The organism is Paenibacillus azoreducens, from assembly GCF_021654775.1.
GTDB lineage: Bacteria > Bacillota > Bacilli > Paenibacillales > Paenibacillaceae > Paenibacillus_AQ > Paenibacillus_AQ azoreducens.
The window spans coordinates 1,905,928-1,931,155 of the sequence record NZ_AP025343.1 but is presented as its reverse complement, the minus strand read 5'-3'; the positions used below and the strand labels follow the sequence as shown (position 1 = coordinate 1,931,155).

Below are 25,228 nucleotides of genomic sequence, written 5' to 3'. Positions count from 1 at the left end.
TCATTCCGATTACTTTGCGGGGACCACAAACCTTTTTAACAACCCCACAAAGTGACGTGCAGCCTTCGAAGCTTATTCCGATTACTTTGCGGGGACCCCAAACCTTTTTTTCGATTGGCACAAAAAAAGGGCGCCGGTTCCGATACTGGCACCAGCGCTCTCCTTGCAATCAGTGTATTACGGAATGTACAAGATCTGTCCTTCCTCAACAGTCTGCTCCGCCAAACGGTTATACAGCAGTATCTCGCGGGCGGTAATCTGATAGCGGCTCGCAATCGTTTCAAGCGTTTCCTCGCGCTGCACGATGCACAGTCGTACCTTGCGGAATTGATTTTTTTCGGAATTGCTTCCAAGAAACAGGTTTTGCCACTGAATATCGTCATTTCCCGCCGATTCGCGTTCAGCTTCCTCTTTCGGGGCCTCTTCCGGCAGCGCCTGCTGCTCCTGTTCTTTCAGGGAGCGGCTTGAAGAGAGGAGCGAGGAAAAACCAATGGCGTCCTTCTCGCTTTCTTTCCTTTCCTTTTTGCTGCCGAGGGCAACCCTCATTTCCCGCTCATCCTGAGTTTCTTCCTGCGGTACCGATTCATGCTGGAAGGCGCTGAACGGAAACGTCGGTTCCGAGAGTTGTTCTTGCTCTACGGAAGCTAGATGAATCTCACTCTCCGACTTCTCTTCAGCCTGAATGGCCGTTTTCTCCGGATATAGCAGTTCCGCTTCCTCTTCATGCTCAAAATGCCAAACGCTGACGGGTTCTTTTTTATGCCCGCTGCGTTCCTCGGATTCCTTGTCCGTATATACCGCGGCAGGTATGGATTCTTCTTCAGCCTGCGGCGGCTCATCCGTGTTCCGCTGCACTGAAGGCGGTTCAAAGGCTTGTTCGGGCTGCGCCTCGATTTCGGAAATGCTGGGAGTTTCATAAAATTCAGGACTAGCGAAACTTGCCGCCGCGATAGCCGCCGTTTCACCGCCGTCCGACTCGGCTTGATCAAATGTTTCCCTGATCTCCGCCTCATCCGCGCTTTCCTCCTCTTCTTCCACAAAAGAAGCCTGCACGGACGCCACCGGCGGGTCATCGGACGCATGTACAACCGTAAATTCATCGGCATTCCATGCAGCGGAAGAATCATTTGCCCCGGTTTCGATCCCGCGCAGCGAGAGGACCCCCGTAATATTCAGACTTCTTTTGGATAAGAGATCCACATCGAAATTTTCGATCTCAACGGCAATATCGTCCAGCGAAGACACCCGGTTAGCCGGCACGGTAATTTCAACAGGGATAAAATGTTCCAATTGCTGCGAGCCGTCATCCTCTCCGTCGCCTTGATACAGGCCGGTTAAAAGCAAATGGCCGCGGAGTGCGACCTGCTCATCCTGACTAATGACCTGAATATGAGGCAGCAGTTCAATTTCTTCCAATTCCGCGATTCCCGGCACTTCTTCCGTTAAATGAATCCGTTCATAAATATCAAAACGCAAACCGTAGGACTGGTCAAACACAGATCATGTCCTCCTTTCGGCATATTTCTAACCATGAGGGCCGCTTCAATGTCATAAGCCCAAAAAGCGTTACTCATTTTATCTATATGCTCCAAATAGGTGGGCATTCCAGTTTTGCGCCTGCCCTGGCGGTTTGCGCCAATAATTTTCTTGCTATATACGGTTGTCTGTTATGACTTCTGTAAGTTACTATTCGCTTTCATGCTATATTCAAGCTCAATGCCTCATGCTCAGCTTTGCATAAAGATGCTGCATATCGTTTGGCCAAGGGTCCGTGATTTCGATCCGTTCCCCGGTAAACGGGTGGGTAAAAGCAAGCTTCTCCCCATGCAGCGCCTGCCGGTTAATCAACGCCGTACTGCCGCCATAAAGCGCGTCGCCCAACAGCGGATGCCCCAAATGACTGAGATGGACGCGAATTTGATGCGTACGCCCCGTCTCCAGCTCCAGACGCACCAAGGTAGCTTGCTTAAATACCTCGTCAACGCGCACATGCGTTACCGCCGTTTGCCCAGTCGGCGAAACACGTCTTCGCTGCTTGTGATGGCGGTCTTTGCCGATAGGCAGATCAATCACCCTAAGTTCGGACGACACCCTGCCTTGCGCAAATGCCACATAACTTCGGGCAATGCGTTTATGTCGCATATCCTCATCCAGTTTCAGCTGGGCCCAATCGTTTTTGGCATACAAAACGGGCCCCGACGTAAACTGGTCCAGTCTGTGAATATGCCTAACTGCGATGTCCTCGCCCTGCATTTGATAATGCGCGGCAACGACATGATCGAGCGTAGGTTCCGTTTCACCTTTTCGTCCATCGGGATGAATGTTCATGCCGGAGGGCTTATGGACCACCAGGCAAAAATCATCTTCGAACAATACGGGCAGTTCACGCCACACCGGATCGATCCCGACCGGCTGAACGGGAAAGAGGGCCAGCCGCAGCCGGTCCCCTTTCCATTCTAATCCTTTGTTCGCCTGAAGCTGTTTAAGCAGCTTATCCGGCATCCCTAATGTATCGAGCAACCATGCTGCCGCAGCCTGATCCCGGTCTTTGGCGCCCGTTAAACCTTTCCCTGGGGTCAACTCTAGCCACTGTCCGCGGCGCGTCCAGGTCATCACAGCTTTTTCAGGGCATTGTAATTGGCTTCAATGGTCGCATCGATATCCCGGATGCTGTGCGCAGCCGATACGAACATGCCCTCGAACTGGGAAGGAGCGACGCTGACGCCCTCTTCGACCAGGTTAGCAAAATATTTGATGAAACGCTGCAAGTCGCTTGCTTTGGCCGTATCGTAGTTCACGACAGGACCTTCGGTGAAAAACGGGCATACCATGGAGCCGACCCGGTTCAACGTCATGGGAATTCCAAGTTCCTTGGCATTTTTCTCGAATCCGGCAGCAAGTCGCGCTGCACGTTCTTCAAGCTGGTCGTAAACCGCTGGAGTCAGCAGCTTAAGCGTCGTGTAACCGGCAACCATGGCCAGCGGATTTCCGCTAAGCGTTCCCGCTTGATAAATCGGTCCGGACGGAGCTACTTGCTCCATGATTTCCCGTTTGCCGCCATAAGCGCCGACAGGAAGCCCCCCACCGATCACCTTACCTAGACAGGTCAGGTCAGGTGTGACGCCAAACAGTCCTTGCGCAGAGTGGATATTCACGCGGAAACCTGTCATCACTTCGTCGAAGATCAGCAGGCTGCCGTAACGCGTCGTAATGTCGCGCAGGCCTTGCAGGAAGCCCGGAAGCGGGGGCACTACCCCCATGTTGCCGGCGATCGGCTCAACGATAACGCAGGCAATCTCTTCCCCGAAACGTTCAAAAGCCATTTTAACCGATTCCAGATCGTTGTAAGGCACGGTAATGGTATTCGTTGCCACGCTTTCCGGTACGCCAGGACTGTCGGGCAGGCCAAGCGTCGCTACGCCGGAACCCGCTTTGATCAGCAGACTGTCCGCGTGGCCGTGGTACGAGCCTTCGAATTTCACGATCTTGCCGCGTCCCGTAAATCCGCGCGCAAGACGGATCGCGCTCATCGTCGCCTCCGTGCCCGAGTTGACCATCCGTACCACGTCGATCGAAGGCACGCGTTCGCAGACCAGCTTGGCCATCTCGGTTTCGATCAAAGTCGGAGCTCCGAAGCTCGTGCCTTTCGATGCGGTTTCCTGAATGGCTGCAATGACTTCGGGATGAGCATGTCCCATAATGAGGGGACCCCAAGAGCAAACATAATCGATGAAGCTGTTGCCGTCGATATCATATATCTGCGAGCCTTTGGCATGGTCCACATAGATTGGCGTCAGGCCAACCGATTTAAAAGCCCGTACCGGGCTGTTCACCCCGCCGGGAAGATAATGCTTGGCTTCTTCAAACGCGGTGCGGGAAGCCTCTTCTTTACGCATTCCAGACATACTGCTCATGAACGTCACTCCCGTTTCAATAATTTTAACGCTCCTGCATCCAGCGGGCTGCGTCTTTCGCAAAATAAGTAATGATGATATCCGCTCCGGCGCGTTTCATACCTGTCAGCATTTCCTGCACGATCGCCTGTTCATTGATCCATCCTTGAAGCGCAGCCGCTTTCACCATGGAATATTCGCCGCTCACATTATAGGCTACCAGCGGCAGATCAAATTGATCCTTCAAGGTGCGGATCACGTCCATATAGGCAAGGGCCGGTTTGACCATCAGCATATCCGCGCCTTCCAGAACGTCCGTTTCGGCTTCGCGCAGCGCTTCACGGGCATTGGCCGGATCCATCTGATAAGTTTTGCGGTCGCCGAACTGCGGCGCCGAATCCGCGGCTTCGCGGAAAGGCCCGTAGAATGCGGAAGCGTACTTAACCGAATAGGACATGATCGGCACATGTTCAAATCCCGCTTCGTCGAGGCCCGTGCGGATCGCTTGTACGAACCCGTCCATCATGTTCGACGGAGCGATAATATCCGCACCGGCTTTGGCCTGTGATACGGCCGTCTTTGTCAGCAGCTCCAGCGATTCGTCGTTCATCACATCGCCATGAACATGCCCGTCCACTTCAAAGGTATGGACCATGCCGCAATGGCCGTGATCCGTAAATTCGCATAGGCAGGTATCGGCTACAACAAGCAGATCCGGATACCATTTCTTGATGAGGCGGGTTGCCTCCTGTACGATCCCGTCTTCCACAAAAGCGGAAGTTCCCACGCTGTCTTTCGTTTCCGGAATCCCAAACAGCAGAACGGCCGGAATACCGAGCGCTACGATTTCATCCACTTCTTCTTTCAAAGTGTCCAGCGAAAAATGGTAAATTCCCGGCATAGAGGAAATTTCGTTTTTCACGCCCTCCCCATAGGTTACAAAAATCGGCATGATCAGATCATGAACGTTAAGAACCGTCTCACGGACCAAATTACGCATGCCTGTAGATTGACGCAAACGGCGATGTCTTACGATCGGAAAACTCATATCAATTTACCTCCTGTTTGCTCTGTCCGGATTTTGCATCATCCGGAAGTTTCAAAATATTTATTTCATGTGCTGACGCCCATTTTTCATGTATTCACACAGGGAATCCAGCAGCCCGTCAACGGTCGCTTGTCCGGCCTCAACGCTGACGCGCAGCCCCGCTTCCCGGGCGGTCTTGGCCGTAATTTCCCCGATACACGCCGCCTCGGTCGAACCGAGCAGCCGAACAGGATCCTCCACGCCCATCCGTTTCAACTTTTCGATCAGATGGGTCACTGTCGAGGAACTGGTAAAGGTGATCATGTCAATGGCCTGTTCCTCAAGAAGCTTAATCAGTTCATGATCCTGGTCCTGACTTATCACGGTCTGGTAAGTATCAACCGCGGTCACATCAAGTCCCATCTCCGCGAGCTTTTCGGGAAGCCAGGTACGCGCGAGATTCCCCCGCGGAAGCAGCACTTTCTGACCGGGGATGAGCCGGCTGCCCAGGGTTTCGATCAACCCTTCCGCCTGAAAACGCCCTGGAAGCTCAACCGGCAGAATCCCCCGCTCCTTCAACGCGTCTGCCGTAGCCGGTCCGACCGCCGCAATTTTGGCCTGAGCAAGGCTTCGGATATCCCGGCCTTGTTCGGCCAAATGCCGGTAAAAGTATTCGACGCCGTTAACGCTCGTAAATAATACCCAATCATAGCTATCGAGCCGAGACAAAGCCTCCTGCACCCGGAAAATCATATCGGGGTCTTGCGGATAGACCGTTTCAATAACCGGAAATTCATAGGCCTCGCCGCCCAGCTCATCAATCCGGTTGACAAGCTCGGCGGCCTGAGACCTGGCGCGGGTAACCAAAATGCGCTTGCCAAATAGCGGAAGATCTTCTGCCCACTTAAGCAGCTCCCGCTGAAGGACCACATCGCCGACAACAATGACGGCCGGCGGTTTGAAATCGGCGGCAATGACGCGCTGCTCAATATCCGCCAATGTTCCCGCCAGCGTCTCCTGCTCGGCACGGGTTCCCCACCGCACCAAAGCGACTGGAGTATCGGCGGCTCGTCCATACCGCATCAATTGATTAGCGATGTATCCAATTTTGGATACGCCCATCATAAAAACAAGCGTCCCCGTTGCATTTGTAACTTTCTCCCAATCGATCATAAGGTCCAGCTTATCCGGGCTTTCATGGCCTGTAATAATCGACACCGATGAAGCCGCTTCGCGGTGGGTCACGGGGATGCCGGCATATGCGGGTACGGCGGTCGCGGCCGTAACCCCTGGAACGATCTCATAAGGAATGCCATGTTTCTTCAGGAGCGCGGCTTCTTCGCCGACGCGGCCGAAAATCACCGGGTCTCCGCCTTTAAGGCGGACGACAGTGCTGCCTTCCATGGCCAGATCAACGAGAAGCCGATTGATATCCTCCTGCTTCATCGTATGGCGGTCCGGCAGCTTACCAACATAGATTTTACGGGTTCCGGGCTTGACTGCCCCAAGCAGCTGGGGAGCGGCAAGACGATCGTAGACAACCACATCCGCTTTTTGCAGACACTCGAGGCCTTTCACAGTAATTAACTTGGCATGACCCGGGCCTGCACCAACCAGATATACTTTTCCCGCCATCTCTTCATCCCCTTAATCTATTTCCTTGACTTGTTCGAGAATTTTCTCTGCTCCACGTTCAATGAGCTTGCCGGCCACTTCTTCACCAAGCTTCACCGGATCCAATCCAAGCAAGGTTTCTTTCAGGATGACATCTCCTTCCGGAGAGCCGACCATCCCCGTCAATTGTATAACGTTTTGTCCGGCAAGGGTATGTTCTTCCGGCGCCTTGACCAATATCGCATGAGCTCCGATCGGAACTTGGCAGCCGCCGTTCAGCACCCCAAGGAATCTCCGCTCGGCAGCAACAGCCATCTCGGATTCTTTGTCATTGTACAAAGCCAGCAGCTTCAGCAGCTCTTCGTCATCCTCGCGGCATTCAATGCCGAGCGCGCCTTGTCCGACCGCAGGCAAACAAATGTCTGCGGGGATATAAGAGGTGATTCTGTCCTCCCATCCCATCCGGTACAGCCCGGCTGCAGCCAGCAGAATCGCCTGGAAACCTTCGGTTTCAAGCTTCTTCAAACGGGAATCGATGTTGCCGCGAACCGGTTCAAGCTCCAGATCGGGACGATAGGCTTTGAGCTGGCTTGAGCGGCGGAGACTGCTTGTTCCGACCCTGGCCCCCTGCGGCAAATCATCAATGCCTTTTCCGTCAAGCGTAATCAGGCAGTCGCGCGGGTCCACGCGGCGCGGCACAGCTCCGTTCGTCAAACCGTCCGGCAGAATGGAAGGCATGTCTTTCATGCTGTGAACCGCCATATCAATTTCCCCGGCCAGCATGGCCTGCTCGATTTCCTTCACAAACAATCCCTTGCCGCCCACCTTGGAAAGCGTCACATCGAGAATGCGGTCCCCCTTGGTCACAATTTTTTTCACTTCAAATTCGAATTCAAAGCCATGCTCTTGGCAAAGCTTCTTCAGATCATCGATAACCTGGCCCGTCTGTGTCAATGCCAGCGCGCTTTGTCTGCTGCCCACTACGATTGTCCGCATTCTTTTCCTCCTGATTGTTCTTGATCCAATGCTTGATTTCTTCCTGGCTCCAAGATTTGAAACCGCCCTGCCTCAGTAGGGCAAACATCTCTTCACCGGCAACCTTGCTTAACAAAACCCGCCGGGACTCGGGATCATCAACCTGTTCCCGGATCGCCTGCCGCATCTCATATAAAACATCGAGGTAAGCCTCATATTCCACCCCGTAATCATCTTCAAGCTTTCGGCGAATGGCCCTAGCCGCAAGCGGTCCCGCTCCCGAAGCCGATACGGCGATAAGAAGCCGGCCGCGCCGCAGGACGCTGGGATGGATAAAATCGCCAAGCTCCGGCTGGTCGGCCACGTTGGCAAGAATACCCCTCGCCCGTGCTTCATCCGCTACGGCCCTGTTCACTTTGGAATCATCGGTGGCGGCATGAACCATAAACGCGCCCTCCAGATCCCCACAGGTATACATCTTAGGCATCCAATTAAGTTTGCCCTGCTCATGGTACTGCCGGATAACCGGTGTCACCGCGGGACTAATAACAGTCACGAGCGCCGAAGCCACAAGCAATTCCCCGATCTTCCTTTCGGCAACCCTTCCTCCCCCGATAACCATGCAGCTTCGATTTTCACAATCCAGCATGACAGGCACATATCCAGGCATCCGTCATCACTCCCCGTTCCAGCGGTGAAAATCAGACCAGGCATTCAGCGCGAAAATAATGATGATAAAAACGTATCCCACCAAAATCCATTTGGCCATCAACGTCCCCGTGTGCTGATGCAAACGTTTCTTATAGAGGTAAAAATAGTAGAAACAAAGTCCCGCGAACGTCGCGAGTACCTTCATATCCAGCAGCAGATTCAGCCTGCCTTCCGCAACAACCGACAATGCCGCCACGATAAAGGATACCGTCAGCAAGGGCGTACCGATCAATGCCAGGGAATACGCATATTTGTCCAGCATTTCAAGGCTGGGCAGACGCCGCATCGTGTTCGTCCATTTCTTTCCTTTCAATTTTCGGTGAAGGAAAAGATACATTGCCGAAAATACTGTGGCAACCGTAAAAATAACGAAGCTGAGGTTGGCAAGCGTAATATGCAGTACAAGCAGCCCGTGGACCGTCTCCCAATGCTTAAGCGGATTATTTCCCGGCGAAAACCGAAGCCGGTTCAGCACCTGAATGCAAAAGCCGATGATGCTAAGCAGCAGAACTGCAAATTCCGCCCGCTGCAGCAAATGGATAATCAATGAGGCAACTACGAGGCTGAACGAGAGCAGCAGCAAAAAATCAAACGGCGTAAAGATCGGAAGCGCGCTCTCTTCTAGAGCCCGAATAATGAGCGCCCCTGCCTGCAGCATGCCAACAACAGCAAGAAGCCCTGTACCCATCCGCTTCGCGCCCCGATTGCGTCGAATGCAATCCGAGATAAAAAACAGAAGGCTCAGGGCATAGATATAGATACCGGCATCATAAAATCCAGTAAGCATGTCCACTCCCCCTGACAGCCATTACAGGCCTGCTGGCGTCAGCGAACCTTTAATGGCAAACGGTTTGTTTTCATGCTTTTCTTTGCTGAGTTCTTTTTGGGCGGCACTGGATTTTTCAGGAGTTTTTCCGTTTTCTCTGGTTTCCTTCAAATCTTCTTCCAAAGCAAAAATTCGCGTGAAATATTCGAGAGCCTCATTTCCATCTTTGCCTGCCGTCATTTCCTTGATTCGGTTGATCGGATCATGCATCATCTGATTGACGATGCTTTTGGTCAGGCGGTGGATGACTTTACGCTGATGTTCATCGAGCTCCGGCAGCTTGTTGAACAAGCTTTGCAGCGTTTCTTCATGAATGCTCGATGATTTCTCCTGCAGCGCGCGGATCGCCGGACGAACCCCCAGCGTCTTTAGCCACTGCTGGAACTCATCCATCGCTTCGGCGATCATCACTTCGATTTTGGCCGCCTCGGCTCTGCGCATTTCCAAATTGCTCTCGACAATCCCTTCCAGATCATCGATATCATACAGGAAAACATTGTCCAGCTCGGCGATATTCGGATCAATATCCCGCGGAACGGCGATATCGATCAGAAACATCGGACGGGACTTGCGTTTCAGCATGCTTTCGCTAACCTGCGCACTGTTCAAAACATAATCCTTGGCTCCCGTCGAACTGATCAGAATGTCCACTTCATGCAGACGCTTCATCGCCTGCTCAATCGTGCAGGGCGTTCCTTTAAATTTGCTGGCGAGTTCTTCCGCCCGGGCCAAAGTACGGTTGGCCACAATGACTTCTTCCGCGCCGTTCGCATAGAGATGTTTCACGGTTAGCTCGCTCATTTTGCCAGCGCCGAGGATCAGCACCTTCTTGTCATCAAACGCGCCGAAGATCCGCTTGCCAAGTTCGACGGCCGCATAACTGACGGAAACGGCGCTTTCCCCGATCGAGGTTTCGGAATGCGCCCGTTTACCCAGCGTGACCGCCTGCTTGAACAACATATTAAACCATGTGCCAGTCGCTTTTTCCTGTTGACTTTGCAGGAATGCGGTACGGATCTGGCCCAAAATTTGCGTTTCGCCAATCACCATGGAATCCAGTCCGCAAGTAACACGGAACAGATGGGAAATGGCTTGTTCGTCTTCATATATATATAAATGCTTGGTAAATTCCTCGCGCGGAATGTCAAACCAGCGTTCCATAAAACTTCGGATAAAATATCCGCACATATGCAAACGATCCACCACGACATAAATCTCCGTGCGGTTGCATGTTGCAACGATGACGCCTTCCATCACGCTTTTGGTCTGTAAAAGCTCGCTTAACGCTTCCGACAACTCACTCTGTTCAAACGTAAAACGTTCTCTTACTTCAACAGGCGCTGTGCGATAGTTTAATCCGACAACGACGATATGCATCTTCATGTCCACCTGCCTACGGTTCATTTCAAAAAAAAAGATCCAGTACAGGATTACTTTTTTGGCATCTATCTATTTTGACAATGTTAAGTATATCACAATTGTTTGTCATCACTGCATGATTTTATGAATTGTTTATGAAAATGAAGGATCAGATCTCCGTTTCAATGGAGTATTTTACTATCTTGCCAAAAACTACGGCGCTTTATACGGACGGCGAGCTTCACGTCTATTTGCCCTTAAAATAACCCCATAAAAAGTATCGGAAAGAAGTCCGACGCCTGAAGGGCGCTTTTGCGATGCAAAAGTACTGAGAGTATCGGAAAGAAGTCCACGCCTGAAGGGCGCTTTTGCGAAGCAAAAGTACTGAGAGTATCGGAAAGAAGTCCGACGCCTCTCACATAGGGGCGCTTTTGCGAAGCATAAGTACGGAGTGTCGACTTCGAAGCTTATTCCGATTACTTCGCGGGGGACCCCGGAAGTTTATCTTGATATGTTAAACAAGGCGGCAAGTTTCTTTCCTTCTTTTTCCAACTCATCGTTTTTCGAAGAAATCACTTGACCGCTTCCGCTAAGCAGCTGCCGGTAAGGTTCAAGCGTACCGGAAAAGATTTCGCTGTACTCATGAAGAAGCCCCTTTTCCCCTTCGCTTAACGGTCTGTTCCCGCCAATCTGCCAAGTCTGAATGGCATCCACCAATCCGCCGAGAGCAGGAAAAGCGTACAGATTTCCTCTGCCAAGCGATTTCGCCAGCCTGTCATGGGTATAGGAGGCCGAATAAGCCGCCAGCTTCAGCGCGTTCAGTTCACTTGTATTCTCGCTGCTTGCGGCGTCTATAAGCGAGGTGCTCAGCACCTGCATTTGAAACAGCGATACTTCGTACAGCATCTGCTCTGCATCGGCGCGCTCCGTATGCGGCCGCATCATCCGAAATCCTTGGTAGACAAGAATCATAAGCAAAAGCATCAGCATGCCCATAAACAAAAGGTCTCTGGTTTTTTTTCGTTTCATATCGGTAACACCCCCCTATAAGGTCCTTCAACAAGCTTGTTCATACCTTATAAGTATATTGAGGGTCGTAAAAACAAATAACCATGGAGGAGACCTCCATGGTTATGATCCATTATCATCTACTTAAGTGCCGAGAGCCCTTTATATCAGCTCGACCTGTTTGATCTCAGGCGTCTCCACCTTCAATTCACCCAAACCGCGTACAAGCTTCTTGGCATACGTTTTTTCAGGCTTTAATACGGATACCAGGTAATCAATTGCCAGTTGTGGATCGACTGTTTCGCCACAGGTGTAGCAATCAATCGCTGCAAATCCTCTCTCGGGGTAAGTATGAATCGAGAGGTGGCTTTCCGACAGCAAAACAAGTACTGTCGCTCCTTGAGGTTCAAACTGCTTGGATTGTACAGACATAACTGTTGCACCGCATGCTTCTGCAGCTTCAACCATTTGAGCTTGCAAAAATTCCGCGTCGTTCAGCATATCAAAGTCGACTCCCCAAGTATCAACAGCAACGTGTCTTCCGAAAGTTGAGTATTCCATCTTCCGGTTTCCCCCTTCCTAGGAATAAAATGTTTGAAAATTTCATCCGCTAGGACCTACGTCATTCACTTCCCGAGGGAATAATCTCTCGCAACATTCAATGTCCTGAGTGAATCCTGGTTCCTAATATATTCTTTTCAACGAGATTAAAAATAACATCTATCCGGGCGAATTGCAATACTTTTTTTTAAGAACCCGTCCCTTTTATTTTTCTCGAAAAATATTCCAAACATTCCGGATAGAAAATACTTTCTTAATAATCGAGTAGGAGGGGGTGACGAACCCCCGTCCTCTCACACCACCGTACATGCGGGTCCGCATACGGCGGTTCCAAAAGGTTAACGAAGTTCCAAATAACGAGAAAGCAGACTTTTCAGCCCTTTCGCTTCCCAATAGGATGTCGGAAGGGCGTTATTCATGTTTCGGGACATTTCCCAAGCTCCTCTGCGGGAGTTGGCCATGATGAAAGTGGCCCAGTCTGGCACGCCCAAGGCCCGGAGTTCTCGGATACGCGTACGTACTCGCTTCCATTGTTTCCATAGGCACATGCGCAATCTTCTTCGGATCCATTTGTCCAATCTCTCGTAGTGTTTCTGGGCTGAGGCCAGACGAAAGTAGCCCAGCCAACCCATCAGATAGCGATTGAGACGAGCAATCCTCTCTTCCATCGCTATCGGGCGGGTGCGGCTTGTGAGCTCCCGGATCTTCTCCTTCAATCGGTGTATCGTCTTGGGGGCTAGTCGAATCGTAGCCTTCTTGTTCGACAGAAAACTAAAGCCAAGAAACTTACGGTTCCATGGCCGGTCCACCGCGCTCTTCTCCGATTCACTTTCAGTTTTAGCTTTCCTTCTACATAGCGTGTCACCGACTCCATCACACGCTCTCCTGCTCGTTTACTCGCGACGAAGATATTACAGTCGTCCGCGTAGCGGACAAACCGCAATCCTCTCCGGTGAAGCTCTCGATCCAGATCGTCCAGCAGGATGTTGGCCAAGAGTGGACTGAGCGGACCACCTTGCGGCGTTCCTTCCTCGGTCTTTTGGCAAACTCCGTTTTCCATCGCTCCGGCACTCAGGTAAGCTCGGATCAGCTTCAACACTCGCTTGTCCTTCACCTTCCGTGCCACCTTGGCCATGAGCATATCATGATTCACCTGGTCAAAGAACTTCTCCAGGTCCAGATCTACGACCCATCTTCGGCCGCTTTGGATATAGTGCTGCGCTTGCTTCACTGCGTCATGAGCCCGCTTTCCGGGTCTAAAGCCGTAGCTGTACCACGAAAAGTGAGCATCCAACATCGGATTCATCACTTGTAGAAGCGCTTGCTGGAGGAAGCGGTCCATTACGGTCGGGATACCGAGCAGCCGTACGCCGCCTCCGGGTTTGGGGATTTCCACCCGTTTGACTGGCGCCGGCCGGTAGGTTCCCGCCAGAAGTTCAGCTTTCACCGTTTCCCAGTGAGTTTTCAGGTAAGCTTGTAGCTCGGCTACCGTTACACCGTCCACACCAGGACCTCCTCCGTTTTGGACCACCCGCTTGTAAGCGAGCCGAAGGTTATCTCCTTCGAGCATGTTCTCCAGCAGGTCGTTTTGGTCTTCGCGAGAGGAAGGGGCGACTTGTGCCGGTGAAGAGCTCGGCGCTCCAACATACCCTTGCGGCTTCACCGCTTCTCTCTGCTGGAAGCTCCCTTGCGGGATATTCGGCTGTCTTCGCTTTTCACTCGAACGCATCGGTTTCCTCTCTCCTTTCGGTTCGGCCCTTCCGTTTTCCGGTGTCCCGTACTCGCGTACTATGGCCTCTGCTGACTCCTGCGGGTTCAGCACAGCCTTTCGACTGTGGTTACGAAGTGACTTCGCATTTTTTTCTCCCGCAGGTCTCCCCAGATAAGAACGTCATCTTTCCGCCCGCGACCACTGGAGTTTACAGGAATAGCCTTTGGCGGCTTGGGATTTCGTTGTGTGAAGGCAACTCATCCGGCTATCCCTGCCTCGAATCCAGTTCATGTACCTTGGCCCGTGCTTTTGCCTCCGGCTTCCTTCAGATTCTGCCTCGCGACAGACACCCTTGCCCTTGGCTAACGGTAGGCGCTCGCCAGCCCCCGTTCAGGACTTTCACCCTAGAGATGACGCCCATGCTGGGCGTACTTCCAAAAAAGAACCCCTTCACACGGAAGGAGTTCTTTAAATTACTGTTTAAAGATTTTGTTAAATCACCATTTATTAAAATCAAGCTTCCAAAGCAAACCATTTTGCGGCGCCCTGCCGCAGCTTTTCGTCAATGCGGGCGATTTGCTCGCTCGTTTCCGCCTTGTTCCGTTCATCGAGCCAATAGTTGATGTCCTGATAAAGCAGGGAAATTTCCTGCTCCACATCATTCAGCTGATAAACCCGCTGCAGTTCGCCTGCGGTATGTTTGTATTCGTATACCAGCTTGCTTTGAGACGGGGTCACTTCCGTAATCTTACGGACAGAGCCGTTTTCATAATAATACATCATTGTGAATCCACTATAAATCCGATTGACAATGCCTTCGCCTTTGGCGGCTACAAACAGCTTGCGCACCAGATTCGTCAGTCGAGGGTTCACCAAGCGGCATGACAACTCACAGAAGTACAGGCCATCCTTATGCTCCAGAGGGAAATGAACCTCCTCACCGCTTTCGTCTTCCAGCACAATTTCTTGTCCTCCGCTGCCCAGCACCTTCACGATTACGTGCATGTGACAACATTCAGCCGAACGCATAAACTGGTTCAATTGAAGCTCCGTCATTTGTAAAGTGGCTTTAACATACTCTGTGGCTAACCGCTGAGCCATAAAAATCTCCTCAATTCTTTTTTCTGATCAGGAAGCGTGGACATTATTAGAAGCCAAACATTCCATAATCATAAGAAAAATTTCCGCTAAAAGTGCGTGTTCAAAAAGGTCGGTTTTCAGCACCGAGAAGGTTGAATGAAGCTAGGGACTGAGGAGCAGAGCGTACATTTAGGTACGTGAGCACCGGAAGGCCCGGCTGAATTCAAGATTCGATGTCGATCTTGCTTCCTGATTCACTTCGTGATCAAAAGCGGACTTTTTGAACAACTGCTAAAAGCGGTGTGTCTAACATCCTTAGTATTATTATACAGCACATCTCAAAGCGTTTGCTTGCAGACGAAACCATGATTTTTGTTCAAATTTCATAAAAAATCGGATTAATCCGGATTTTTCCGTAAACTTTTTACGGGATGCTCACTTTCCTGCCGGATAAAGTCTGAATCCCTACGCGATACATCGAAAATATGAGGAATTGCTTCCCGTATTTCCGGTTATTCTTCGGTTTCTTTTGGGATTGGTTTCACGTTCTCTGCCGGCCCCAGACCGGCCTCGGATGCGATCTGTGCCCATAAATCATCTTTGCCAAGTCCGGTTTCCGAAGAAAACATCACAAAAGTATCCGTTTTACGCATCAGCAGGCCTTCCTTCATTTGCTTGGCATGCTTTTGCCAGCGGCTTTTCGGAATTTTGTCAGCCTTGGTAGCGACCACGCAAATAGGTATGTCGTAATGTTTAAGCCAATCGTACATCAGCTCGTCATCTTTGGTCGGGGGATGGCGGAGATCCACAACGAGCAGTACGAGTTTAAGCTCTTCTCGCTCCATCAGATATTTTTCGATCATTTTGCCCCAGACCTGACGCTGGCTTTTGGATACCTTGGCATAACCGTAACCCGGTAAATCAACAAAATACAATTCCTCATTAATGCGGTAATAGTTCAAATGCTGGGTTTTGCCCGGCGTCGAGCTGGTTCTGGCCAAGTTCTTACGATTGATCATGCGGTTGATCAGCGAGGATTTTCCCACATTCGAACGCCCTGCCAGAGCTATCTCCGGCAAGGCGTCCACAGGATATTGGTCAGGACCAACGGCACTGATTACAAATTCAGCTTGGGTAACTTTCATGTCAATGATTCCTCTCTAATGCACTCCCGTCTGTTCCACAAGCGCATGCCTCAGCACTTGATCCATATGGGAAACCGGAACAAACTCCACTTCGTTTTTGACGCTGTCGGGAATATCGCGCAAATCCCGCTCATTGTCTTTGGGGAGCAATATTTTCTTGTAGCCTGCACGATGGGCCGCCAGTGATTTTTCCTTCAGGCCGCCAATCGGCAGCACGCGCCCCCGCAACGTGATTTCTCCGGTCATTGCCACATGTTTGGAGACATGCTTTTTGGTAAGAGCCGAAATGAGAGCTGTTGCGATCGTAATTCCGGCCGATGGGCCGTCTTTCGGAATGGCGCCCTCCGGAATATGAATATGGATGTCGTTTTTCTCATGGAAATCAGGATCGATGCCGAGCTCCGCCGCCTTGCTGCGCGTATAACTGAATGCGGCCTGCGCGGACTCCTTCATTACATCGCCTAGCTTACCGGTGAGCGTCAGCTTGCCCGTGCCCGGAACGACAGTAACCTCGATCATCAGCGTTTCTCCGCCTACTTCGGTCCAGGCCAGACCAGTAACGGCGCCAATCTGGTCTTCCAGATCAGCCACGCCATGCCGAAACTTAGGAACCCCGAGATAATCCTTGATGTCCCCTGGCTCGATCGTTATTATGCCAGTCTCGCCGGAAACGATCCGCTTCGCCGCTTTGCGGCACAACGACGCTACCTGCTGCTCCAGATTACGGACGCCCGACTCGCGGGTATATTCCCGCACCACTTTAAGCAATGCTTCGTCGCCGATATTCAGCTGATCCTCCTGCAGTCCGTGCTCCCGCTTCTGCTTCGGAAGCAGATATCGCTTGGCGATTTGCAGCTTTTCCAGCTCCGTGTAGCCCGGAATATTCAGCACTTCCATACGGTCGAGCAGAGGACGCGGAATGTTGTGGATCGCGTTGGCAGTCGTAATAAACATCACCTGAGACAGGTCAAACGGGATTTCGATAAAATGGTCGCTGAACGTATTGTTTTGCTCCGGATCCAGCACCTCCAGCAAAGCAGAGGCCGGATCGCCCCGGAAATCGGATGCCATTTTATCAATCTCGTCGAGCAGGAATACCGGATTTATAGCCCCCGCAGTCTTCATGCCCTGGATAATCCGTCCAGGCATCGCTCCGACATAGGTCCGGCGGTGACCGCGAATTTCAGCCTCATCCCGGACCCCGCCCAGCGAAATGCGGACGAACTTCCGGTCCAAGGATCTTGCAATGGAACGCGCGAGCGAGGTTTTGCCCACACCTGGAGGGCCTACCAAACAAAGAATAGGGCCCTTCATTTTTTTGACCAGCTGCTGCACGGCCAAATATTCGAGCACCCGCTCCTTCGGTTCGTCCAAGCTGTAATGATCCTCGTTCAGCACCTGTTCGGCTTTATGAATATCCAGGTCATCTTCGGTTTTTTTGCTCCAAGGAAGCGCGAGCAGCCAATCCACATAATTGCGGATCACGCCGCCTTCAGCTGAGCTCCCGGGCATTTTTTCCAGACGGTCGATTTCCTTCTCGACCTTTTCCTTCACCTTTTCCGGAAGCTCCTGCTTGCCCATCTGCTCACGCAGTTCTTCAACTTCCCCTGCGCGCCCTTCCTTCTCGCCCAGCTCTTTCTGGATCGCTTTCATTTGCTCGCGCAAATAATATTCCTTCTGCGTCTTCTCCATCTGCTTCTTGACGCGCTGGCTGATCTTGCGTTCCAGCTCAAGTACTTCCCGCTCATTATTCAGGATGTCCAGCAGCTTCTCGAGCCGTTTGCCAACATCGATAGTCTCCAGAATCTCCTGTTTGTCCTTAATTTTAAGCGACAGATGGCTTGTGATCACGTCGGCCAGACGGCCCGGCTCCTCGATATCGGAAACGGCAGCCAGCGTCTCCGGAGTCACCTTTTTGGATAAGTTGATGTAATGCTCAAACTGGCTCAGTACCGTGCGCATCAGCGCATCCACTTCCGGGTTGTCGCTGTCCTCTTCATGCAGTTCCCGGGCGAGGACCTCGTAATATTCCTCGTTGTCGGTATACTGTATAACTTCGGCGCGTTCCATTCCTTCCACAAGGACACGTATCGTGCCGTTCGGGAGCTTGAGCATTTGCCTTACATTGGCAACCGTGCCAATGCGAAAAATATCATCATGCGTTGGTTCTTCTATGTTCACTTCAGACTGAGAACAAAGGAGAATTAAATTATCTTCCACCATCGCTTTTTCCAAGGCCTTGACCGATTTCTCCCGGCCTACGTCGAGATGCAATACCATACTCGGGTAGACTAGAAGGCCTCGCAAAGGCAATAACGGAAAACGGCGGCCTTTCGCTTTATTCAGCCCCATTGCTTTTGCACCTCCAGCCGTTCTCATGTGATAAACATCCGGTTTTATTTTAGCAAATGTTCACAGAAAACACCAATAATTAAGCTCCTTTAGCATGTACCCGCATCGCTGATCTGTCCGTTCCGTCCAGACTTTGCTTGCAAGAACGGAGCGTTGGGGGCCTGCGGGAAAATTTCCGGCGTGGCGCTTTTTTCCAAAACATCGTTGAGATCGTCCTGAACTTGTACGGCTGTATCCGCCGGTTTCAGCTCAGTGCCGAAGACATGCTGAAACACTTCTTGCACAGATTCCACCGGTATGACCTTCAAGCCATCCAGTCCTTCAAATAACGTCTGCCAGTTTTCCTTCGGTATAATCACCGTGGTTGCCCCAGCCTGGAACGCCGCTTCGACTTTGGCGATGACGCCGCCGATTGGCTTTACACGTCCGTGAATGCTGATTTCTCCCGTCATGGCGATATGATTGTCTACAGGCAAATCTTTTATTGCCGACATAATCGCCGTCGCCATCGCAATCCCGGCCGAAGGACCATCAATAGGCGTTCCACCTGGGAAGTTGATGTGCAGATCGTAATCACCAGGATTCATTCCCAGGGAGCGAAGCACGGTCAGCACATTTTCAACCGATCCTTTGGCCATGCTTTTGCGGCGCAGCGTCCGGGCGTTCCCACCGATTTCTTCTTCTTCCACCACACCTGTAATATTGTATTTCCCCTGTCCGGAGGCCACAGGTACTGCCGTCACTTCAATTTCGAGCAATGTTCCCATATTCGGCCCATAAACCGCAAGACCGTTTACGAGCCCTACCTGCGGACGATCCGGTATTTTCCGGTCGGGGCGCGGCTGAAGCTGACTGCTGCTCGCCACCCATTCCACATCGGATGCGGCTAGGGAATCCCTTTTCTCCGTCAGGGCCAGTCCTGCGGCCAGTTGAATAATGTTAACGGCTTCGCGTCCATTTGTCGCGTACTGTTTCACAACCCCGACAGCTTCCGGACATGGCTTGAGTCCGATTTTTTGAATGGCATCTTCAGCAATTCGGCCGATCTCCTCCGGCAGTAACGGCCGAAAATAGATCTCCATGCAGCGGGAACGCAAGGCAGGCGGCAATTCATGCGGCGAACGCGTGGTAGCGCCAACCAGACGAAAATCCGCCGGAAGCCCGTTCTGGAAAATATCATGGACATAAGCAGGCGTATTGCTGTCCTCCGAATTGTAATAGGCGCTCTCCAGCAAAACTTTACGGTCCTCAAGTACTTTTAACAATTTATTCATCTGAATCGGATGCAATTCCCCAATTTCGTCCACAAACAAAATCCCACCGTGGGCCTTCGTAACGGCGCCCGGTTTCGGCTGCGGGATCCCTGCAACTCCCATCGAACCGGCTCCTTGGTAAATCGGATCATGGACCGAACCGATGAGCGGATCGGCGATACCGCGTTCATCAAAGCGGGCTGTCGTCGCATCGATTTCAGTAAACTTGGCATCGGCTTTAAAAGGAGAAGCGGGATTCCGCTTGGCTTCCTCCATCACGACGCGTGCTGCGGCTGTTTTCCCGACGCCGGGCGGCCCATAGATGATGACATGCTGCGGGTTGCTGCTGCATAGCGCTGCTTTTAATGCCCGCAGACCATCCTTCTGGCCAACGATATCCTGCAGTGACTGCGGTCTTGTTTTTTCTGCCAGTGGTTTCGTGAGCGAAATGGAACGCAACTTCCGTAGTTTGTCCATTTCCTTGCGGGACTCACGGTCCACGGCTGTACGGTTTGTTTTTTGTCCACGCAGCAAATTCCAAAAATAGATGCCGATGATGACGGCAAAGAAAAACTGAACCAACATCATAACCATGCTTAAATTCATTTCGAAAACCCTCCCGTTTCTCTTGAATGGCCTTTTTCCCCTACATTCGTTGTTCATGATCCTACGGGTGGCCTGATACATGGTAGTATAGCCGTTTCATACACGGGTAAAACGCATTAATCATGATTTGTCGGCACTATTTTAAAATAACCCCACAAAGTGGAGCCTATGCTTCGATGCTTATTCCAAATACTTTGCGGGGACCCCCAAAAAAACTTATAAATTCTATACTGCTAAAAAAAGCTGCACGCCCCTTCATCATACGAAGGGAATGCAGCTTTGGAAACGTGGATATGATTAGTGCTTGCGCCCCGGGATTTTACCGGTTTCTTCATAGACTTTAACAATCTCATCGATTTCTTTTTTCAACTCGTCGACCATATCCGCTTCAGGCACTTTGCGGATCATTTCCCCGTAACGGAACAACAGGCCTTCGCCGCGTCCCCCGGCAATGCCGATATCCGCCTCGCGGGCTTCGCCCGGACCGTTGACGGCACAGCCCAGCACCGATACTTTAATCGGCACTTTCAGTTTCGAAATATACTCTTCCACTTCGTTAGCGATTTTGAACAAATCGATGTCAAGCCGTCCGCAAGTCGGGCAGGATACCAAAGTTGCGGCGTTCGAAATGAGGCCGAAGGATTTCAATAACTCGCGGGCAACTTTGATCTCTTCAACCGGATCCGCACTTAGCGAAATCCGAACCGTGCTGCCGATACCCATTGACAAAAGCGCACCGATGCCGGCGGAACTTTTGATCGTTCCCGAAAACAAGGTTCCGGATTCGGTGATCCCCAAATGAAGCGGATAAGGAATGACCTCTGCCGCTTTCCGGTAAGCTTCGATCGCCATTGGCACATCCGATGCCTTGAGCGACACGATAATATCGTGGAAGTCGAGTTCTTCCAGAATATTAATATGGAACAGGGCGCTCTCCACCATCGCTTCCGGCGTTGGATAACCGTATTTCTCAAGCAGATGGTTCTCCAACGAACCTGCGTTTACGCCAATCCGGATCGGTATTCCGCGTTCCTTGCACGCTTTGACGACCGCTTCGACTTTTTCGCGGCTGCCGATATTGCCGGGATTAATCCGAACTTTGTCTATGCCGTTCTCAATCGCCTGAAGCGCGAGCTGGTAATTAAAATGAATATCCGCCACAAGCGGGATATGAATGCGTTTTTTGATTTCCTTGATCGCTTCGGCAGCTTCCTTGTTGTTTACCGTTACGCGGACAAGCTGGCAACCGGCTTCTTCCAAACGGAGAATCTCGGCGACCGTCGCCTCCACGTCTGCGGTTTTGGTCGTACACATGCTTTGGATAATGACCTCATTGCTTCCGCCGATCGTCAAATTGCCGACTTTAACAGGTCTTGTGTCTTGTCGCAAAAACATGATTTTTTTCTCTCCCATAACGCCAAGACTCCACCCCTCGCCCCTACAAAGCCGAGCGGCCGAAGGGGAGGAAGTGGAGAACGGCAATGAATTTCCGAAAGCGGGACCTTACCTTCTCAAAAACTCAAAATGGCTTAGGCGCTTTCTTCCTGTTTATTCTCTTTCTTGCTGAGCAGTTCCGGCACGATTTTTTCCTTCACAACCTGCTCGGTAATGACGCAGTCCTTAATATCGTCGCGGGAAGGCACTTCATACATCACATCCAGCATGATACCTTCGATGATCGCACGAAGACCACGGGCGCCGGTATTGCGTTTGATGGCTTCCCTAGCGATAGCTTCCAATGCTTCCGGCTCGAATTTGAGCGTGACGTTATCCATCTCAAGCATTTTTTGATATTGTTTGGTCAACGCATTTTTCGGTTCGGACAGGATGCGTACGAGCGTCTTCTCATCCAGCGGCTCCAAAGTGGAGATAACCGGCAGACGTCCCACGAATTCCGGAATGAGACCGAATTTCAGCAGGTCTTCCGGCAGTACGAGTCCAAGGTATTCGCCCGGTTTGAGATCCTTCTGATTTTCGGTCATCGTATTAAAGCCGATGACTTTCTTGCCGATCCGGCGTTTGATCATTTGCTCGAGGCCGTCAAAGGCGCCGCCGCAAATGAACAGAATATTCGTCGTATCGATTTGGATGAATTCCTGATGCGGATGTTTCCGCCCGCCTTGTGGCGGAACCGAAGCAACCGTTCCTTCAAGAATTTTCAGGAGGGCTTGCTGCACGCCTTCCCCGGAAACGTCGCGCGTAATCGACGGGTTCTCGGATTTACGGGCTACTTTATCAATTTCATCAATATAAATAATGCCGCGCTCTGCCTTCTCCACGTCGTAATCTGCGGCCTGGATCAGCTTCAGCAAAATGTTCTCAACGTCCTCACCGACATAACCGGCTTCCGTAAGAGAAGTGGCATCGGCAATAGCAAACGGCACGTTCAAAATTTTGGCCATCGTCTGAGCAAGCAGCGTTTTACCTGAGCCAGTAGGTCCAAGCAGCAGAATGTTACTTTTTTGCAGTTCAACATCCTCAATCTTGCTGCCGGTGTTGATCCGTTTGTAATGGTTGTATACAGCAACGGAAAGCGATTTTTTCGCCTGCTCCTGACCGATGACGTATTGATCGAGAATATCGCAGATTTCCTTCGGTTTCGGAATATCCTTGAGATCCAGCTCTTCGTCATGGCCAAGCTCTTCCTCTACAATTTCCGTGCAGAGTTCGATGCATTCATCGCATATATAAACTCCGGGACCGGCAACAAGCTTGCGCACTTGTTCCTGGGATTTCCCGCAAAAGGAGCATTTCAATTGCCCTTTTTCATCGTTAAATTTAAACATGTAAACACCCCTTTAGGATTTAATCGGTGAAGTGAGAACCTGGTCAATGATGCCGTATGCCTTCGCTTCCTCCGCGCTCATGAAAAAATCACGATCAGTGTCGCGTTCAATTTTTTCAAGGGGCTGACCTGTGCGTTCCACATATATTTGATTGAGCTTTTGTCTTGTTTTGATGATCCAGCTCGCATGAATCTGGATATCTGCAGCTTGCCCCTGAACACCGCCAAGCGGCTGATGAATCATCACCTCGCTGTTTGCTAGCGCATAACGTTTGCCTGGCGCACCCGCAGTCAGCAGGAGTGAGCCCATGCTCGCCGCCATGCCAACGCAGATGGTGGATACATCCGGTTTAATGTATTGCATCGTATCGTATATACCCATCCCTGCTGTAACCGAACCACCAGGAGAATTGATATACAAATGGATATCCTTCTCAGGATCTTCAGCTGCAAGGAACAATAACTGTGCTATGACGAGATTGGCAACATCATCGTCGATCGCATTGCTGAGAAAAATGATGCGATCCTTCAGCAATCTGGAGTAAATGTCATATGATCTCTCGCCCCGATTGGTTTGCTCAACAACCATAGGTATCAGACTCATGTGTCCAACCTCTTTTCCATTTAAAGATGTAATGCTTGCATCCATCAGGCTTACAGCATTATTCTAACATGTTCAAAGCATGATGTCATTTTTTCGCTTCATCCCCTGAGTACAGTGTATGAAACCGGTCTTGAAATATAGCCTAACGCAAGCCCTCAGGCTCTCACTATGTATGTAAGAGTGAATATTATCCATTTTATACATTATTTATGAATAAAATGGATAATATCAGTTAAAAATAAGGCACGCAATGAAATATACGTGCCTTATCTCTTTATAGTTCATATAAGGACATAACGTTTATCATGTCCGCTGTCAATGATCTGCCTCTTATTCCGCTTTCTCTTCAGCAGCTTCCTCGCTAACTTCAACTTCCTTGCTGTTTTCAACGAGAAGTTCAACCGTTTTGCGAAGCGAGATTTCTTCACGCAGGCTATCCAGCGATCCGTTAGCCGCCAAAATGCCGCGGATTTCGTCAGCGGTACGTTTGTAAGCTTCAGCCATCGTTTCGAGTTCTTTATTGATGTCTTCTTCCGTTACTTCGATGTTTTCTTCTTTGGCGATTTGCTCGAGAACGAGGTTATTGCGGACGCGTTTTTCAGCATCGTCCTTCATTTGCTCTTTCAAATCGTCTGTTGTTTGGCCAGAGAAGCTCAGGAACATTTCAAGGTTCATGCCTTGGCTGCGCAGACGGTTGTCGAAATCGCGCATCATGTTTTGAATTTCGCCGTCGATCATCGCTTGCGGAATTTCCACTTCGGCATTTTCAGAAGCTTTGTCTACGACTGAAGCTTCTTTTTTGCCTTTCGCTTCTTGTTCCTTGCGAGCCAGAAGTTCTTTTTTCAGATCTTCTTTATATTCGTTCAGCGTTTCAAATTCACTTACGTCTTTGGCAAATTCGTCGTCCAGCTCAGGCAGCTGTTTGCGTTTGATTTCGTGAACTTTCACTTTGAACACAGCTTGTTTGCCGGCAAGCTCTTCCGCATGGTAAGTTTCAGGGAACGTCACTTCAACGTCTTTGAAATCGCCTGTTGCCATGCCAACGACTTGTTCTTCAAATCCAGGAATGAACGTGCCGCTTCCAAGCTCGAGGGAATAGCGTTCTGCTTGACCGCCTTCGAACGGATTGCCGTCTACATAACCGTCAAAGTCGATTACGGCGATGTCGCCTTCTTGCGCTGCGCCTTCGTCGATCACGCTAAGTTCGGCATGGCGCTCTTGAAGACGTTTCAGTTCTTCGTTCAATTCTTCTTCGGATACTTCTACTTTCTGTGCAGGTACTTCTACGCCTTTGTATTCGCCAAGAGTAACTTCAGGTTTAACGGTTACTTTAGCTTTGAATTTGAAGGCTTGTCCTTTTGCGAATTGATCGATTTCAACTTCAGGACGGTCTACAGGGAAGATATCCGTTTCGTTAACGGCTTCTGTATATACCTCTGGAAGCAAAATATCGATGGCGTCTTGGTACAAAGCTTCTACTCCGTAGCGTGCTTCAAAGATCGGCCGCGGCACTTTACCTTTACGGAAACCAGGCACGGACGCTTTCTTAACTACTTTGTTAAAGGCTTTGTCAATCGCAGCGGATACGCGTTCCGCTTCTACTTCAACTTCAAGAACACCAAGGTTCTTCTCTATTTTTTCCCAGGTTGCTTTCATTTTATGCTTTCCCCTCCAAAAATATTTCACATGGTCATTAGTTTAACGCGCACAGAATAACC

19 protein-coding genes and 1 pseudogene are annotated in these 25,228 nt (G+C 50.8%); all 20 read right to left on the bottom strand.

The window, feature by feature from the left end; genetic code table 11:
- Positions 1–177: 177 nt before the first annotated feature.
- The 20 genes and pseudogenes from L6442_RS08230 to tig all read right to left on the bottom strand — a co-directional run bounded on the left by L6442_RS08230 (position 178) and on the right by tig (position 25,166).
- Complete coding sequence (locus tag L6442_RS08230) at positions 178–1,497, bottom strand: LysM peptidoglycan-binding domain-containing protein (protein ID WP_212980077.1); 1,320 nt, start codon at positions 1,495–1,497, stop codon at positions 178–180.
- Between the two features lie 216 nt (positions 1,498–1,713).
- Complete coding sequence (locus L6442_RS08225; protein ID WP_212980078.1) at positions 1,714–2,613, bottom strand: RluA family pseudouridine synthase; 900 nt, start codon at positions 2,611–2,613, stop codon at positions 1,714–1,716.
- Entirely contained in the window at positions 2,613–3,914 is a 1,302-nt protein-coding gene (gene hemL / locus L6442_RS08220; RefSeq protein WP_237100267.1) for a glutamate-1-semialdehyde 2,1-aminomutase, read from the bottom strand. Before hemL ends, L6442_RS08225 begins: the two co-directional genes overlap by 1 nt.
- Positions 3,915–3,939: 25 nt before the next feature.
- A complete protein-coding gene (gene hemB, locus L6442_RS08215; protein ID WP_194235361.1) occupies positions 3,940–4,941 on the bottom strand; it encodes a porphobilinogen synthase in 1,002 nt (333 codons plus the stop codon).
- 60 nt (positions 4,942–5,001) lie between these two features.
- Positions 5,002–6,555 (bottom strand): uroporphyrinogen-III C-methyltransferase, encoded by a 1,554-nt coding sequence (gene cobA, locus L6442_RS08210; RefSeq protein WP_212980079.1) that lies wholly within the window; start codon positions 6,553–6,555, stop codon positions 5,002–5,004.
- Between the two features lie 12 nt (positions 6,556–6,567).
- Positions 6,568–7,530 carry a hydroxymethylbilane synthase gene (gene hemC, locus L6442_RS08205; protein ID WP_212980080.1) on the bottom strand — a complete coding sequence of 321 codons (963 nt, stop codon included), beginning with the start codon at positions 7,528–7,530 and terminating at the stop codon, positions 6,568–6,570.
- The gene (locus L6442_RS08200) at positions 7,460–8,179 is read right to left on the bottom strand and encodes a precorrin-2 dehydrogenase/sirohydrochlorin ferrochelatase family protein (RefSeq protein WP_212980081.1); all 720 of its coding nucleotides are present in this window, start codon (positions 8,177–8,179) and stop codon (positions 7,460–7,462) included. Before L6442_RS08200 ends, hemC begins: the two co-directional genes overlap by 71 nt.
- A 6-nt stretch (positions 8,180–8,185) precedes the next feature.
- Positions 8,186–9,007: a cytochrome c biogenesis protein CcsA gene (gene ccsA, locus L6442_RS08195; protein ID WP_194235365.1), complete on the bottom strand. Its 822-nt coding sequence runs from the start codon at positions 9,005–9,007 to the stop codon at positions 8,186–8,188.
- 21 nt (positions 9,008–9,028) lie between these two features.
- Positions 9,029–10,423, bottom strand: coding sequence for a glutamyl-tRNA reductase (gene hemA, locus L6442_RS08190; protein ID WP_194235366.1), 1,395 nt, complete (start codon positions 10,421–10,423; stop codon positions 9,029–9,031).
- Positions 10,424–10,906: 483 nt separating this feature from the next.
- A complete protein-coding gene (locus L6442_RS08185; RefSeq protein WP_212980082.1) occupies positions 10,907–11,434 on the bottom strand; it encodes a hypothetical protein in 528 nt (175 codons plus the stop codon).
- Positions 11,435–11,575: 141 nt separating this feature from the next.
- Positions 11,576–11,974 (bottom strand): adenosylmethionine decarboxylase, encoded by a 399-nt coding sequence (gene speD, locus L6442_RS08180; RefSeq protein ID WP_194235368.1) that lies wholly within the window; start codon positions 11,972–11,974, stop codon positions 11,576–11,578.
- A gap of 338 nt (positions 11,975–12,312) precedes the next feature.
- Positions 12,313–13,703: pseudogene (gene ltrA, locus L6442_RS08175) on the bottom strand (group II intron reverse transcriptase/maturase).
- 495 nt (positions 13,704–14,198) lie between these two features.
- A complete protein-coding gene (locus L6442_RS08170; protein WP_212981583.1) occupies positions 14,199–14,786 on the bottom strand; it encodes a carbohydrate kinase family protein in 588 nt (195 codons plus the stop codon).
- 491 nt (positions 14,787–15,277) lie between these two features.
- Positions 15,278–15,910, bottom strand: a complete 633-nt coding sequence (yihA, locus tag L6442_RS08165) for a ribosome biogenesis GTP-binding protein YihA/YsxC (protein WP_212981584.1) — start codon at positions 15,908–15,910, stop codon at positions 15,278–15,280.
- A 15-nt stretch (positions 15,911–15,925) separates the two neighbouring features.
- Positions 15,926–18,262, bottom strand: a complete 2,337-nt coding sequence (gene lon / locus L6442_RS08160) for an endopeptidase La (protein WP_212981587.1) — start codon at positions 18,260–18,262, stop codon at positions 15,926–15,928.
- An 89-nt stretch (positions 18,263–18,351) separates the two neighbouring features.
- Positions 18,352–20,121: an ATP-dependent protease LonB gene (gene lonB / locus L6442_RS08155; RefSeq protein WP_194235372.1), complete on the bottom strand. Its 1,770-nt coding sequence runs from the start codon at positions 20,119–20,121 to the stop codon at positions 18,352–18,354.
- 297 nt (positions 20,122–20,418) lie between these two features.
- Positions 20,419–21,516, bottom strand: a complete 1,098-nt coding sequence (gene ispG / locus L6442_RS08150) for a flavodoxin-dependent (E)-4-hydroxy-3-methylbut-2-enyl-diphosphate synthase (RefSeq protein WP_194235373.1) — start codon at positions 21,514–21,516, stop codon at positions 20,419–20,421.
- Between the two features lie 134 nt (positions 21,517–21,650).
- Positions 21,651–22,907, bottom strand: coding sequence for an ATP-dependent protease ATP-binding subunit ClpX (gene clpX, locus L6442_RS08145; RefSeq protein ID WP_194235374.1), 1,257 nt, complete (start codon positions 22,905–22,907; stop codon positions 21,651–21,653).
- 12 nt (positions 22,908–22,919) lie between these two features.
- Positions 22,920–23,510, bottom strand: a complete 591-nt coding sequence (gene clpP / locus L6442_RS08140) for an ATP-dependent Clp endopeptidase proteolytic subunit ClpP (protein WP_194235375.1) — start codon at positions 23,508–23,510, stop codon at positions 22,920–22,922.
- A 330-nt stretch (positions 23,511–23,840) separates the two neighbouring features.
- Entirely contained in the window at positions 23,841–25,166 is a 1,326-nt protein-coding gene (tig, locus tag L6442_RS08135) for a trigger factor (protein WP_212981585.1), read from the bottom strand.
- Between the last annotated feature and the right edge of the window lie 62 nt (positions 25,167–25,228).

Coding starts and splice junctions, on each gene's coding strand:
- L6442_RS08225 (WP_212980078.1), bottom strand. CDS start 2,613: ATGACCTGGACGCGCCGCGGACAGTGGCTAGAGTTGACCCCAGGGAAA.
- hemL (WP_237100267.1), bottom strand. CDS start 3,914: ATGAGCAGTATGTCTGGAATGCGTAAAGAAGAGGCTTCCCGCACCGCG.
- hemB (WP_194235361.1), bottom strand. CDS start 4,941: ATGAGTTTTCCGATCGTAAGACATCGCCGTTTGCGTCAATCTACAGGC.
- cobA (WP_212980079.1), bottom strand. CDS start 6,555: ATGGCGGGAAAAGTATATCTGGTTGGTGCAGGCCCGGGTCATGCCAAG.
- hemC (WP_212980080.1), bottom strand. CDS start 7,530: ATGCGGACAATCGTAGTGGGCAGCAGACAAAGCGCGCTGGCATTGACA.
- L6442_RS08200 (WP_212980081.1), bottom strand. CDS start 8,179: ATGCCTGGATATGTGCCTGTCATGCTGGATTGTGAAAATCGAAGCTGC.
- ccsA (WP_194235365.1), bottom strand. CDS start 9,007: ATGCTTACTGGATTTTATGATGCCGGTATCTATATCTATGCCCTGAGC.
- hemA (WP_194235366.1), bottom strand. CDS start 10,423: ATGCATATCGTCGTTGTCGGATTAAACTATCGCACAGCGCCTGTTGAA.
- L6442_RS08185 (WP_212980082.1), bottom strand. CDS start 11,434: ATGAAACGAAAAAAAACCAGAGACCTTTTGTTTATGGGCATGCTGATG.
- speD (WP_194235368.1), bottom strand. CDS start 11,974: ATGGAATACTCAACTTTCGGAAGACACGTTGCTGTTGATACTTGGGGA.
- L6442_RS08170 (WP_212981583.1), bottom strand. CDS start 14,786: ATGGCTCAGCGGTTAGCCACAGAGTATGTTAAAGCCACTTTACAAATG.
- yihA (WP_212981584.1), bottom strand. CDS start 15,910: ATGAAAGTTACCCAAGCTGAATTTGTAATCAGTGCCGTTGGTCCTGAC.
- lon (WP_212981587.1), bottom strand. CDS start 18,262: ATGGGGCTGAATAAAGCGAAAGGCCGCCGTTTTCCGTTATTGCCTTTG.
- lonB (WP_194235372.1), bottom strand. CDS start 20,121: ATGAATTTAAGCATGGTTATGATGTTGGTTCAGTTTTTCTTTGCCGTC.
- ispG (WP_194235373.1), bottom strand. CDS start 21,516: ATGTTTTTGCGACAAGACACAAGACCTGTTAAAGTCGGCAATTTGACG.
- clpX (WP_194235374.1), bottom strand. CDS start 22,907: ATGTTTAAATTTAACGATGAAAAAGGGCAATTGAAATGCTCCTTTTGC.
- clpP (WP_194235375.1), bottom strand. CDS start 23,510: ATGAGTCTGATACCTATGGTTGTTGAGCAAACCAATCGGGGCGAGAGA.
- tig (WP_212981585.1), bottom strand. CDS start 25,166: ATGAAAGCAACCTGGGAAAAAATAGAGAAGAACCTTGGTGTTCTTGAA.